We start from the raw sequence: 14575 nt of genomic DNA, 5'->3' as shown, positions 1-14575 counted from the left end.
CTGAATTGATATAATGTCAGGTTTTCAACCACCCTGTCACGCTCATTCTAGCTTTATGTGTAATTAAAACTTCATGTTCAAGCTGGTAGCTTCTAAAAAATACACACTTGCCGCTCATGGGGGCTATGGTCTGAACAACATCATCCTGATGTATGACCAATGAGCCACCATCTGATTCTATCCAATCAAGATTCAAATACATAATCATGGAAAAGCTTCGACTGTGATCGGAACGAAACTGATCTAAATGTCTTTTGTAAAAACTGCCGGGATCATATAAGGCATAATGAAATTCATAAGACTTGATTCCGGCATAGCAAGTTCTGTTCAAATAGCTTACGAACCGGTCCATTAATTTAAAGAATTCCTGTTCATATGCAAAATGATTTTCAGGATCAAGCCAACAAATACGATCTCCACGAACTAAGGAATCTGTTACATAAATTTCTTTATTACCCACTCCGGCGGGGACAAATTGATTACTTAGATCAAGTGCGCATAAATTTGTTTTAAGCTGAGCAGCCAATTCAATGGTAAGAAAATGTTCATCTATGCCGACCCGATCAGTCAAGAAGCTGTTAATTAAGGAATCAAATTCAATCTCCATTCTTTTGGATGAACACATGAAAACCAGGTGTAATCCCCAAGGTAATCAAAGTTAATCACACGTGGCTATTCAATCCGGAATTATTAATAATATTAACTTATGAATGAATAAAAGGAAAAGCTTCCATACCATAGATATTAATGTCACACATTTATAAGTACTAAAATCATGGCCAGGAGTCAGACACTACAAATAGGATATCACTTAAATCAATTTAACAACACAATATACTCCCAAATAAATATTTTGAACCTTACCAACTTATTTTAAATCTTTCCAAATATTTTAAGTATATTAATATTTAAGACAACCAAACTTGAAATTAAAAATAAATTATCTAAGCAATGTTACAGTTCCAAATTTAATTTTATTTTCGCAAGCCTTGCTTCTAATAATATACGCATAAACTCCTGGCAGAACTTCCTTCTCCATACTTGTTCCATTCCATTGAACATTTTTTGATTTGAATATGAGTGATCCCCATCGATCATAAACTTCCATTTCAAAGTCATTGGTAAACTGTATTCCGGGAAACAAATCATTTACCTGATCACCGTTTGGAGAAAAAACATTTGGAACAAAAAAACTATTATCTTCAATAAATTCCAGCCGTATGGAATCTACAAAAACACCACAAGCATTTGAAATCATGTAATAATAGTTCCCAGTTGAATGAATATCAATACTGGCTCCAACACTCCCATCAGACCATTCTGTCCTTGGATTCCCAGTAGAAAAATAAAATGTTTTTGGTCCACAAAATATTAAGTTTTCCGCCGGAAACCCAATTGGAATTGAATCATAGTAAACTTGTATTGTGTCATGAAAGTCATTACAAAGGTCTGAAAAAGAATACCAATAAATACCGGGAGAATTTATTTCAATCTTGTTAAGGTATTTGTCATTCCATAATTCATCAATATCGGGTAAAAATAAAATTAATTCAATTCCCTGACATAAAAAAGTATCTTCCGGCAAGTTTGGTTTTTCGTAAACAGGTATTTCGGTAATCTCTATTGAATCAGCTACAGTTCCACATGGCGTTGCAATAATGCCCCAATAAATACCTCCTTTTGTCACTGATCGAGACCTGCCTCTCAAATTATCAAACCATAATGTGCTGTCAGAATTTGAATTAAGTGTAATGATGGATCCCTGACAAATCAATGTGTCTGGACCCAAATCTATATTGGGATTTAGATAATAGTTCACGATTATGGAATCACTTAATTCTCCGCACAGACTTTTAATATTTGCTTTTACAAGGCCGTTCTTTTTGATCACAAAATAAGGACCAACTGATCCATCCTGCCAAATTGTAGATGGTTCATAAGTCCATATGGTATCAGACTCATTCGGACATAATGAAATATCTGGACCTAAATCCAAATTCAAATTTGGGAAAATAGATACCAAAATAGTATCCCTAACTGTATCACATAAAGTGTTGATTTCAGCCCAGTATTTCCCTGGTTTATCAACAAAGAGTTCTTTGCCTGTAGTTCCATCACTCCAAATTGTTGTGCTGTCATTTGATTTTAATGTCAAAGTTTCTCCCAAACAAATAATTGTGTCAGATCCCAAGGACAAAATGGGTTTATTTAAAATAGAGACCAAATAATTAACAACACTGTCACAATTTCCAATTCTGATTGTATCGTAATAGGATCCTGAATGAGTAATTTTCCTCCCATTGATAGTGATATTTTCACAAACAGCTGTATCAATTCTATTTATTGCCCCATTACAACAATCTATAAAACCTATATTTATAAAAATTCCATCATCTATAGAGCTACGTTCATTGAAATGTTCAATACTGATGACATAAGCTGAGTCTGGAATATTCTGCAAAATTAAAATACCTCCATCCCCTAATCCTAAACCTTTTACATGAAACAACAATTCCCTATCTCCAAAGACTACATTAACTTCATCGTGTGGAGGACTGAAATCTTTAAGAAGAATGCATAGATTAGATAAATCCAACAAGTTATTTGCCTGGTCATATATTCTCAATTTTCCAAATTGAGGTTTTGAATAGAGATTTGAATTTGGAAATTCTCCCAATAATATAACCATATCTTTTCTTTCAGAAATACCATCCAGTATCATTTTGTGGCTAAGCCTGGTAGTATTCAAATTACCAGGCATCCAAGGTGTGGGTATGGCGGTCAACAAATTAGGTGAAAAACCTGGTGTAAGTATTTGATAATTTGAAAAAAATGGATGAGTTGTTCCCATCTTAATATCGGCCTCTAAAGTAATGCTGCCTCTACTGGAATTACCAATAAATTCATAAATGGATTTCATCTCCCATTTCATCCACTCAATATTATTGCACTTGACCCTACAACTATCATTACATGCAATTTCACCAACCTGAATAGAATCAGAAATTAGACCACAGACAGTTGCATAACTTGCAGAATATTTACCTGACTTTGTAATAACGACTTCCTTCCCTATTGTACCATCACTCCATATTGTGGAATCGTAAGGAGAGTTTAATATAATTGATCTACCTCCGCAAATCAAAGTATCCTGTGGTAATATTAATTTTAAATCAGGATGAACAGTAACAAATAAACTATCCATCACTATGCCACATTGATTTTTTACCAAGGCAGTTATTAAACCCTCTGTTGAGACAACATAAAATGGCCCGATAGACCCATCCTGCCAAACAGTAGTAGCTTCATTAGTCCATATGGTATCGACTTCTTTTGGACATATCTGAAAATCCGGTCCCAGGTCAAGTAGAATTTTATTCACCTGACCAATAACAATTGAATCCCTATAAACACCACACGAATTTGCAACTTCTGCCCAATAAATTCCCGGTTTTGAAACCAACATACTATTTCCTACAGAACCATTACTCCAGAATGATTGATTAGAACTGGAAGTCAATAATATAGATGCCCCTTCACAAATTATTGTGTCAGGCCCTAATGAAAGGAAAGGTTTATTTAGAATTCTAATAGCATATTCAACTATACTATCACAATTGTTGACTTTAATAGTATCTGAATAGGAACCTGAATTTGTGAATACATTTCCTTTTAAAACAAATTTATCACAAGCGATCGTGTCTATTCTACTTATTTTAGGGATGCAACAATCAGGAAAACCAATATTGATAAATATACCATCATCCGTACGGCTATACTCATTATAGTGTTCAATTTCAAAATAAAAAGAATTCTTTGGGAAATTATTTAGCAAGATAATATCTCCATGATTAGTCCCAGGTTGAAATACTTCAAACAATATTTCTGATCCTGTATTTGTAAGTTGAGTTGGAGCCAAGATATTCCCTTGAATGGGATCTTGAAGAATAGTAACCACATTAGAAACATTCAATTGAACATTGTTGATGTCAAATACTTTTAATCTCCCGGGTTTCTCATTCGTAAAAGCATTAGAATTAGGGAACGAACCTAATAACAAAATAACATCTTCTGGTTTTGTTACTTTGTCCAATAACACCCTGTGCTTAAGAACAGTCGTATTAACTTTACCTGGCATCCAGGGTGTTGGCATCCTGGGAACCATTTTTGGGGTATAAATATTGCTTGCCAGTGTGAAGGAATTCAATATTGGATTCTGAAGACCGGTCAAAGTATCCATTTTAAGACTCACTTTTTCGGAACTAAAATTGCCTGAATATTCATAATTTGTCTTCTGAGACCATGTTACCCAACCAATATTTTTGCAATCCAAGTGAAATCCAATTAACGAATGATCATATTCGAAATTCTTTAAATTTCCTATTGATTTAATATTTGATGGGTAGACCAGATATTTTAGAAAAGAGTTTGATTCTAAAATCGGAGGAAGTGGCATTAAGTTATCATGACTAAGGTCGCAAATAAGCCGGTCAAATAAAAAGACTGAATTGCTTTTCACTCCATTGCTAACTTGTGGATTCAAACAAATATTCTTTGACCAAAACAAAAGATTCAGTACGCCTTCTTTGCGCTGAGGTCTTTCCTGAGCTGAGGATTCCAATTTGGGGAGACCAAAACTCAGCAAACTTGCCATATTCAAGAAAATCAGGATTAATATGCACTTCATAATAACCTAAATATCAAGCTAATAATTACTACACATGTATTAAATACATTAATTTCTTAAAATTACAAAAAAAAGACTTAACCAATAATATAATTTGGAAATCTAGGTAATTGGAGATTTTAACAAACAACGCAAACAACTCATATATAAAGTTCCGGAATGATGATGTTTTTTAAATTTTAAACACAAAATTTTACATTTGATAAAAGATAACGATTTTCAATCTTAAAATAAAACTATATTTGTTAATAATCTAATTTGGGTAGCGTCAGATTAATAAATGGGGTATATTATTCTTAATAAATGTAAACCGGAGAAATGTATTCTTAACATCATATCCTTTTTAGAATAAACATATAAAATGAAGTTTTCCCTTCTTCAAGAAAATAAAATACCACCTATCAAAACATTCATCATTCATGTAAGCACCGCAATTGATAGGGAGCATCACATGCTTCAACAGATTTCAGGGAGAAATCTTTCGTACCAATTTATCCTGGATGGTGACAAAGACCAACTTACAGAAGAAGTGTTGGACAAATATTTTACCGAAGAAATGAAAAAGGTATCTAATGGCACCTCATGTGCCTACAAACACATCCTGGCATATGAGTACATGATCAAAGATCAAACAGATTTTGCACTAATCCTTGAAGATGACATTGAGCTCGATCACGTCAAATTTGATGAGGTACTTTTAAAAATAATGAATGAGTTAAAAACAAAAAATATTTCAAATTTTCTCATATCTCTTGAGGATTCAAATTTAAAATACGTTAAAGCCAGCGAACGTAAACCCAATCAGCTTTTATACCCTAAGGAAAAAGGAAGAATGGCAGGCGCCTATCTCCTTGACCTAAAAGCTGCCAATAACCTGCTCCGGGAAATAAAAAATAATAAATGTGCTTTACCCATTGATTGGTTCCACAACCATTGTTCCGAAAATAATGTAATAAAAATTTGGTGGGCCCATCCGACCATCGCTTGTCAGGGAAGTTTATCCGGAACGATGAAATCGCTGATTGATGACAAACCTGCCAATTACTTTAGAATTATCTCCTTTAAAATCCAAAGGTTGTATAAAAAAATAATTTATTCCATGAGATAGCATCCACAAAGCACAATATTTAAATTTCATGATCAGATAAATTGATTCAATGTTAAACAACTGGAAAGAAATACGACTTTTTGTAATAACCATATGTGCATTAAGCTTATTTGTATTTCTGGGTTTTAACAGGCACAGCAAAACCGGATATTTTAACTACAGAAGTCAGCTATGGGCAGACAAAGCCGGGTATTATGTTTATTTACCGGCAACGTTTATTTATGGCTATGACACTTCAGGATGGCCAGATTCGTTAGATATCAAAACTGGTGATGGTTTTCATATAGATAAGGCTTCCGATAAGATTATTACAAAATACAGCTGCGGAGTAGCCATATTACAATTGCCATTTTTTTTGGGGGCATATCTTTTGTCAGTGAGAAACGAAAATTCCGGAGATGGGTTCAATCCTATTTTTCATAAGGCAATTGATGTTGCGGGAGCATTCTATCTAACACTAGGATTACTTTTAATTGGACTTATATTAATCAGGAAATTCAATAATACAATTGCACTGATTGTTACTTTGACATTGGTGGGATGTACAAATCTCTATTATTATGGTATCGACGAAACGGGTATGTCTCATATTTACTCTTTTGCCTTATTTGCATCCTTTCTATATTTAATTTTTGTTACTGATTTTATGAGGCATAACAATGTCTTATCTTATACTATTTTTGGTATTTTGGCAGGGCTAATGGTTTTAGTAAGACCAACCAATGTGATTTTTCTATCGGTCTATTTGTTTCTTGAGCTTGGTCCTGGAGAAACCCTTAGTATGAGATGCTTAAGATTGTTAAACACTAAGGGATTTTTTTTGATTTTAGTCTCTTTTTTTGCGACAATTAGTCCTCAGTTAATTTATTTGGAATATGCTTTTGGTGAACTTTTAAGTTATTCCTATCAAAATGAGGGTTTCAATTGGTTTCATCCGAAAATTATCAATATCTGGTTTTCACCAAACAATGGTCTTTTTCTCTATACTCCTATTTATTTGATTTTAATGGGATGTCAAATTGGCATAATTAAATCCAATGGATGGAAGATGGCCTACACTTTTATTCTTTTTATAATTATTTCCTATGTTTTTTCTGCATGGTGGGATTGGAGTTTTGGTTGCTCATTTGGGTCAAGGAATTTTGTGGAGTACTTAGCCATATTTTGCTTTCCATTGGCAGAATATATGTATTCTTCTGGGAGGACGGTTAAGTTTTATTGGTTAATAATTTTTACACTACTTGCTGTTCTGAATCTCAAAATGATCTATACTTATGATGAATGTTTTTTTGGATTAAGCGATTGGGATTTTGAGAGGTTTGTACATTTAATTATTGGGCCTACAAAATAAATTTGAGTATTTCCCTAAATGTTAAAAATTACGATTAACTTGGCTCAAACATGCTGTAAAATTATCCTGTGACATTGAAATATGGTATCCATTTAATTCTATTAATTTTTATAATATCTTTTTCTTCCACAACCAAGAGGGCGGATATTGCATTTGACAGTTTTGGTTATTATTTCTACCTGCCGGCAACTTTTTTGATAAAGGATATCCAATTGCGAGATTTTGGGAAAGTAAAATTTATATACAAGCAGGTAACCGGTAAAGATGCTTTGTATCAAGTGTACAAAGTTAAAGACAATGACAATTGCGTAATCCGATATCCAATGGGGTTGGCAATTTCCTATTCACCCGGATTTTTCGCAGGTTATATTCTTAGTAAAATTACAGATACTGATTTGCAGGATGGTTTTAATGCATGGTTTCGATGGTCTGTTATAATATGGAGCCTTCTAATTACATTAATTGGAATTTGGGCATTGCACAAATTCCTTCTTTATTATGTTAATGCCAAAATTGCTTTACTAAGCATGACATTTTTGGTATTTGGAACAAATTACCTCTTTCATAGCCATATGTCAGCTCAAGGCCTGATGAGTCATAATTACCTGTTTACTTATTATAGCTTGCTCTTACTAGCAACCAGGACGTATTTTATTTCCTTCAAGATTCGATACTTATCTCTTATTTTAATTTTATGTAGTCTGATCACTCTAGTTAGAAATTCAGACATCTTCTGTTTTTTAATACCACTCATTTATGGGATAAGTAAAATCCAAAGACAAGATTTGCCGAAGTTACATACAAATTTGGTTTTGAAATACTCGCTGGCTATAATTCCATCTATTCTACTATTATCTCTGCAGTTGTTATATTGGAAACTTGTGACCGGAAGTTGGATTTATGACTCTTATCAAGACAATCCAGGACAATGCCTTGATTTTAAACAACCATATATACTGGAAAGTCTTTTTAGCTTTAGGAAAGGATTGTTTATTTATACGCCTATTTCTTTATTTTTCATTATCGGATTTTATTTTTTGGTTAAAAATTGCCAAGACTGGTTTAAGAGTATTGGAATCTTTAGTATCGTAAATATATATGTCATTATTAGTTGGACTTGTTGGTGGTATTCCGATAGCTTTGGTCATAGAGCCATGATTCCGAATTATGTACTATGGTCCTTGGGGTTTTCATTTCTATTGTCTGCATCCGGTGGATGGCGACTTTGGCTTAAAATAATTATGGGCTTCATTCTTACCGCCTCATTGGTTTTAAATGTTTTCCAGATTTGGCAAATACGCCATGGCATTATGGAAGGAAACAATGTAACCAGGGATTATTATTTAAGCACTTTTGGTCAAACAAAACCTCCTTCGGTTGAACAAAGATCATTACTCCTGCCGGAAGATGATCCTGAGATCAAGGATACTTTACCGGAATATTTTCATGGAAAAGTTTACAAGGAAATGACCTTCAATCTGGGAAGCCCACTGCTTTATATTTCGGAGAACTTGAATTATTTATCTGATTCTTCAAGGCCTCGATTTAAGATTTTGAATGCTCAAAACTCATTCAGCGAGGCCATTTCAATTCCTAATCAATACCTCAACAATGCGGATTATAAATGGATCAGACTTAAAGCCCAAATGCATTGTAAAAGTGATACCTCTTTATCTAAAATTTTGCTTGCCGCTCATATGGAAAACAAAGGAAAAATCTATAGATGGAAAGTATCAAAATTAAGTAATACCCGATGGGAAAAGGATGGCTTTTTTCAAATAAACTTCTGGTATATGGTTGAAAAAGTACAACGCAATAAAGACATTTTTAAAGCATTTTGTTGGAATCAGGAACAAACGCCCGTTGAATTTATTTCACTTACTGCAGAAATTTACTCTCCTTACAAAAGTCAAAGTATTTTTTTATGGGATTAAAAAATAAATAAAATATATTTTGATTATCTAATTAATTTGACATTGCGATTTGGAAATGGAGCTCAATATTTAATAAATTGAATTTGCTGTAGTAATTTTTTAATTAAAATGAACAGCGTTTGATATTGTTATCGGTCCACCATAATTTAAACAATATTGAAACTCAGATGTGTGGTCATTGAATATAATGTATATTCATTTGATTCAAATTATCTAGATAGATTACGATCTCAAATGATTCCGAACAAGTAACAATGGCATTTGTGCTTGAAAATAAATATTTTATTGCAGTGATTTCTTTACTTGAAAATTGAAATAAATTGTATGATCTTTGAATGATTTAAATTCTTTCGTTCACGCATTTTATATTCAAGAGAAATCTTACACAATCGCAAATAGATGAATCAGGAAGACTTTTCAAAAGAAATTGAGAAAGCATATAAAAAAGCCATCAAGAATCTTGACAGCATCAATGCAAATGCTGAAAAGATCAGAAATGAAGCAGTAGAAGAGCTTCAGGCTGCTAAAGAATTAAAGAACAAGGCGGAACAAGAAGGCCATAAAATGGCCCAGGAGTATTTTGAAAATGCAAGAACTCAGTTAATTGAGGCAGCCCGGACGGAACTTTTACGCGATTTGGTCAGAAAACATTTGCTGGAAGGAGAAAAAATTCATGAGATCGCTCATTGGCTGAATGTGCCGAAAGAATTTATTAAAGAAATAAAAAATGTAATTGACCGTAACTCCAAATACAATAAACAAAATATGGAGAGAATTCTTCCTGATGGCAAACCAAAACTGCTGTATGTGGATATGGGCAGAGGGGGTACGATTTATTATGAAAGCAGCGATGCAAGATTTGACATGTGGTGGGAATTTGCCGGCGGAAAAGCACTTGTTATTTTAGATATCCCCACACCGGATCAATGGACGGCACGAACTGGCCTGCCTTTGTCCCAACGAAAAAAGGTTTTGAATTACATTGGCGAGCAAATTGGCCTTGATAAAATTTCCTCCGGAGGTTCCTTTATCATTGGAGAAAATGTGATCACCTTTTATGGCCCACAATAAATTATATCCGCCAATTAAATTATGAGACAAACCATCTCACAATCCGGTAGCTCTCCAAAATCCAACATCAGATAAATTCAAGACATAAACCCAAAATTAACACCAACCTTGAAGTAAGCATTCATGCTTACTTTCCATTTTATTGCTTTATAATTTTACGTGTTGCTATTTTGTCCTTTTGAATAATTTTTACGAAGTAAATTCCGGACGGCAATTCATGTAAGGCCCAACGGACCGATATTATTCCGCTTCCTCCAGCCCTCTTTTCCTGTCTGAGCAATTGTCCGCTAAAATTCAACAACTGAAAGTTAACCTGCTCACTGCTTTCATCCTGAAAATCAACATGCAGAACATCCATTGAAGGATTGGGTGTAATACTCAGTAGTTGAGGTTGCCATGCATTGTTCACGGACAGCAACGGGTCCACCACAAAATCATATTGAAATCCCGCACCAAAATCCGGATTGAAATTTTTTAGTGGCGCATAATTACTTGTTAATTTTCTGGACAATCTTGCAAAACCAGAACCATTGTTAGGATAAAACCAAAAGGACAATCCATCATTTGCAACATCATTTACGATTAAAGTGTAACAACCTGCCGGCAAGGCCAATTCATCCCTGTAAATAACATTTGCAGCCAATCCATTTCTAGTCAATACATTTTGCCCCTTGTTGTTTACAATGCGATAGTTGTTGTCAATCGCCACATTGTTGGTTTTAAATTCCAAATGCAAGTTGCTGCCATATTTGTCTACATTTTTATATGGAACAGATAGATAATCGTTTTTCGAATTTTCATCACTCTGATCATTTGGACTACTTAATAAAACCTCAAACACTAAACTCGTATCTGTGCCAGCATTCCAAAATCCATCTACATCCAGGGGAAGCTCAATGTCTTTTTCTTCTGAAGCTTTGATGCTACCTGTCCAACGATAAACCAGTTGGCTACCACCTCTGCGACCATATTTTATAGTAAGTGCTGTTAATGTGTTCTCTCCGGAATTTCTAACTTTAATTAAAGGGGAATTGCAGGAAGGATTCAAACGATCAAATTCAACTCTACCGGTGCTTGGTCTTTTTATCTCCTCCAGAGAAGCATCGTTTTTAAATGAATAAGGACCATAAGACACCAGCTGCGTAGACACCAGATAATTGGCCTGTGACAACGCAGGTAATTCGATCCCATAATCTATGGTCATATCTGCACCCGGCGTGGCAAAAGGCGTTAAATCAAATCTAAACAATTCTGTAGGTGCTCCCGGACACCAGCCTGCCCTGTCAAAGATCCAGGTGCCGCCTTGTGGATAAATTGGATTGGCGCCACATTCTTTCCAAACATCAAACTGGAATTTTTTAGCCGCTGAGCCGTTCACACTCACAAAATGTTTTTTAGATGTAAATTCTCCGTTTTGTTCGTGACCTGTTACTGAAGAACGAATGTTGAAATACTTTGCATCGGTTCTCAGACTGGCTTTTCTTGGTTCGAATTTAGTGTTGTCATATATTTCATTGAAGTAACCTCGATCAAATGGCCACACATTTGCAACATCCAAAACTTTTCTTTCCGGTGTTCCTTTGATAAAAACAAACTTGAGATCAATCTCTTCCTGAAACTCTCCTCCCAATTCCATACTTAAAAATTTACGTCCTTTAAGAATAGGAGTAAAATCGGTCACGTCAAACACAAATGTTTTTCCATCTTTTCCGAGATCCAGGTTGTTTCCGTAGGGCGTTACTAATGAGAGCAGCTCATATTTGGCTGGTCTTTTTCTATAATATTTAAGGCTTGTAATGGCCAATGCGCCATCCGGATCTAAATATACTGCATCTGCAACTTCGCCGTCCTCGCGATATACCAACAGGTCTCCTGCCTGGTACAAATAATAAGTGGAATCCAGAATGAGATTGTTGTTGAGGATTTTATATGCTTGCACCTTCCTTGGACCATTGATGATGGAATCCAAAACCGTAATATCATCCACTATAAATCCACTATAAGTACCCTGTATAAAGCTAATATTAGGCCTCAGTCTGGAGTTCATAAAATTCATTACCATTTTATCTCCTCTTTCCTGATGTCTTTCCAGAGACACTGCCAGATCGGCCGCTTGTGGATTGGGTGACTGATCAGTAATCTGATTTCCGCCACTTCCCTGCATGGAATAATACAGCAACAGGCTGTTGTAGAAAGGATGTTGGTCATTGATTGTTTTATTCTTCCAGGCCTGTATGGTCAATGAATCTAATTCCTTATTCCAAACGCTGAACTCTCTTATTCTGCCGAAATAGGTATTGTTGGATGCAACTGCTTCGCCCAACTTCATAACATCGCAATCAATGGGTTTTGTCTTTCCACTTCCACTCAACCATAGTCTTCCATTGCGATAGATATTCATGATACCGGTGACCGCATTTTTTGTAAAAGTCCAATGTACCCACTGGCGCTCATAATCATTCACCCCTGCAGCCTTTTCAATCCGGTCGTAGGATCCATTTTCATTTCCACAATCAAAATAAATACTTCCGTTGCTCCAAGGCAGATGAATATTTATTTCTCTCTGGTCTTCTTTATTATTGACTTCAAGAATGCTGTTGTTGACCGGTTGATAATGGGCCGTTCCAATAGACCAGAAACTGATGGTAATTTCATTGTTGACCTGTTTTAATTTTCCACCCTGAGTTTGTCCACTTACTCCATCAAAAACAAGGCTTTGTTCTGCCTGTTGCGCAACGACTGTTTGCCTGTCTCCCGTCAATTCATTAAAACTGAATTCAGGTTCTGCAGCCTTGTTGAATTTAGAAAAACTTACATCCACCAAGATATTTGAAGTCCCGTTCCAGTTGAATGGCGTATAAAATTGAAATCTTTTAGTCCCGGTCGTGTTAAACTCATTGTCCCGGTAATATACTTCGGACCAACCTTCGGTATGAGGGTCATTTGAAGAAATCTCATTGTCAAAGGTGGCTTTCATGCGTATTCTAAAATGTGGAAGCGAGGCCCCCTGAGCAAGAACTCCAAGTTCAATTGCCGAAATATTACCTGCCTTCAAGCCATAACCTGTGAGTTCCTGAGCAGTAAATAAATACTGCCCTCTAAAAGTTCCTCCGGCAGCGTTGAAGCTTTTCTGTTGTCCCCCTGCACCACTTGGATATTTTTTTTCATTGGAAGCAGCAGTGAAACGAGCTTCCTTCTGGACATACTGATAATACGTATAAACCGGTTGAGTTCTAAATTCAAAAGGCGTACCGCTAAATCCTGAAATCACATAACTTGGGTTGGTCGCTAAAGAACTGTCCACCCTGCTGCTGTCTGTAATAAAAGTATTGCAACTGTAATCCCACTCGCCGCAACCTACGCTGTTTACCCCTACACGAGCGCCCTTACAACGCATGTTATACACCATCAAAATTTTTCGAAAAGATTGATTCGCATCCTCCGGAAACACATAAACCCCTCGGCGTCCGGCACTGTCCCTGGTCAGGGTCTGAACGATTATACTGTCCTGAGCAAGCACATTTTGAAAAAATATGACCAAAAATATCAATGATGTAAAATAACGCATACGTAAAATTTGTTTTAAAGTGTAAATTTAGCTGATTTATAACAACTGCCTGCAAATAGATGAAACTGAAACCAATCGAAAAAATTAACTGGAAAAACGGACTTTTAATTTTCATTTGCAGCACAGGCTGTTTTTCCAACCGATCACTTCAAGGAGATTGTACCGAATCCCCAAAGTTGGATTGCATCTGTACCATGGATTACAATCCGGTCTGTGGCTGCAATCAAAAAACTTACGCCAATGCATGCAGTGCTGAATGCGCAGGAATTAAAATTTATAAATCAGGGAAGTGCAATTGATAATCTTAAAAAAATTAATATTTTGTCACCAATACTCGCATTGATTAAAGCTGAATTCAATCAACGCATCAATTCAGAATCCAAAAAAAGAATCCTGCAGTGCCTAAATGAATTAGAAGCTGAGCAACTGACCTGGAAACCAAATCCGTCAACTAACAGCACCGCAAACCTGATCTTGCATTTGTGCGGAAATATGAGACAATACATTATTGCAGGATTGGGCAAGCAAATTGATGTCAGAGAACGGAGTAAAGAATTTTCAAATAACGGACCATTCACCCATGAACATCTCCAAACTCTTCTCGAACAAACTACCCAACAAGCCACCGAGATTGTTGCACAGTTAAAGGATGAAAATTTGTATGAGATTTTTCACATTCAATGCTTTGATCTTTCCGGCTATGAAGTCATCAGCCATGTGATCGAGCATTTCTCTTACCATACCGGACAAATTGCTCTGCTGTGCAAAATCATTAAAAACAAAGACCTTGGATTTTACAAGGAAATGGATTTGGAGAATTAGCTAATTAGTTAATGAGCTAATGTGATAATTAGCT

General features: G+C 35.4%; 9 protein-coding genes. 6 read left to right on the top strand and 3 right to left on the bottom strand.

Going from position 1 to position 14575, the window contains the following annotated elements; genetic code table 11:
• Positions 1–16: 16 nt before the first annotated feature.
• Both IPJ53_05465 and IPJ53_05460 read right to left on the bottom strand, forming a co-directional pair.
• Positions 17–607 carry a 2OG-Fe(II) oxygenase gene (locus tag IPJ53_05465; GenBank protein MBK7798538.1) on the bottom strand — a complete coding sequence of 197 codons (591 nt, stop codon included), beginning with the start codon at positions 605–607 and terminating at the stop codon, positions 17–19.
• A 333-nt stretch (positions 608–940) separates the two neighbouring features.
• Entirely contained in the window at positions 941–4654 is a 3714-nt protein-coding gene (locus IPJ53_05460) for a gliding motility-associated C-terminal domain-containing protein (GenBank protein ID MBK7798537.1), read from the bottom strand.
• 394 nt (positions 4655–5048) lie between these two features.
• Between IPJ53_05460 and IPJ53_05455 the strand changes: the two genes are divergently transcribed.
• The 4 genes from IPJ53_05455 to IPJ53_05440 all read left to right on the top strand — a co-directional run bounded on the left by IPJ53_05455 (position 5049) and on the right by IPJ53_05440 (position 10151).
• Positions 5049–5795 carry a glycosyltransferase family 25 protein gene (locus tag IPJ53_05455; protein ID MBK7798536.1) on the top strand — a complete coding sequence of 249 codons (747 nt, stop codon included), beginning with the start codon at positions 5049–5051 and terminating at the stop codon, positions 5793–5795.
• Positions 5796–5844: 49 nt separating this feature from the next.
• Positions 5845–7146 (top strand): hypothetical protein, encoded by a 1302-nt coding sequence (locus IPJ53_05450; GenBank protein ID MBK7798535.1) that lies wholly within the window; start codon positions 5845–5847, stop codon positions 7144–7146.
• A gap of 68 nt (positions 7147–7214) precedes the next feature.
• Complete coding sequence (locus tag IPJ53_05445; protein ID MBK7798534.1) at positions 7215–9080, top strand: hypothetical protein; 1866 nt, start codon at positions 7215–7217, stop codon at positions 9078–9080.
• A gap of 399 nt (positions 9081–9479) precedes the next feature.
• A complete protein-coding gene (locus IPJ53_05440) occupies positions 9480–10151 on the top strand; it encodes a hypothetical protein (GenBank protein MBK7798533.1) in 672 nt (223 codons plus the stop codon).
• A 139-nt stretch (positions 10152–10290) separates the two neighbouring features.
• Here the strand turns inward: IPJ53_05440 and IPJ53_05435 are convergent, their stop codons facing one another.
• Positions 10291–13719, bottom strand: a complete 3429-nt coding sequence (locus IPJ53_05435; protein ID MBK7798532.1) for a T9SS type A sorting domain-containing protein — start codon at positions 13717–13719, stop codon at positions 10291–10293.
• 59 nt (positions 13720–13778) lie between these two features.
• Here IPJ53_05435 and IPJ53_05430 point away from each other — a divergent pair, with 59 nt between their 5' ends.
• Positions 13779–14018, top strand: coding sequence for a hypothetical protein (locus IPJ53_05430; protein MBK7798531.1), 240 nt, complete (start codon positions 13779–13781; stop codon positions 14016–14018).
• Positions 14019–14040: 22 nt separating this feature from the next.
• On the top strand, positions 14041–14541 hold the full coding sequence (locus IPJ53_05425; GenBank protein ID MBK7798530.1) for a DUF1572 family protein: 501 nt from the start codon (positions 14041–14043) through the stop codon (positions 14539–14541).
• Positions 14542–14575 lie beyond the last annotated feature (34 nt).

Source organism: Candidatus Vicinibacter affinis, from assembly GCA_016714365.1.
GTDB classification, from domain to species: Bacteria; Bacteroidota; Bacteroidia; order Chitinophagales; family Saprospiraceae; genus Vicinibacter; species Vicinibacter affinis.
The sequence above is the reverse complement of the archived record's forward strand: the minus strand, read 5'-3'. Positions and strand labels throughout refer to the sequence as shown.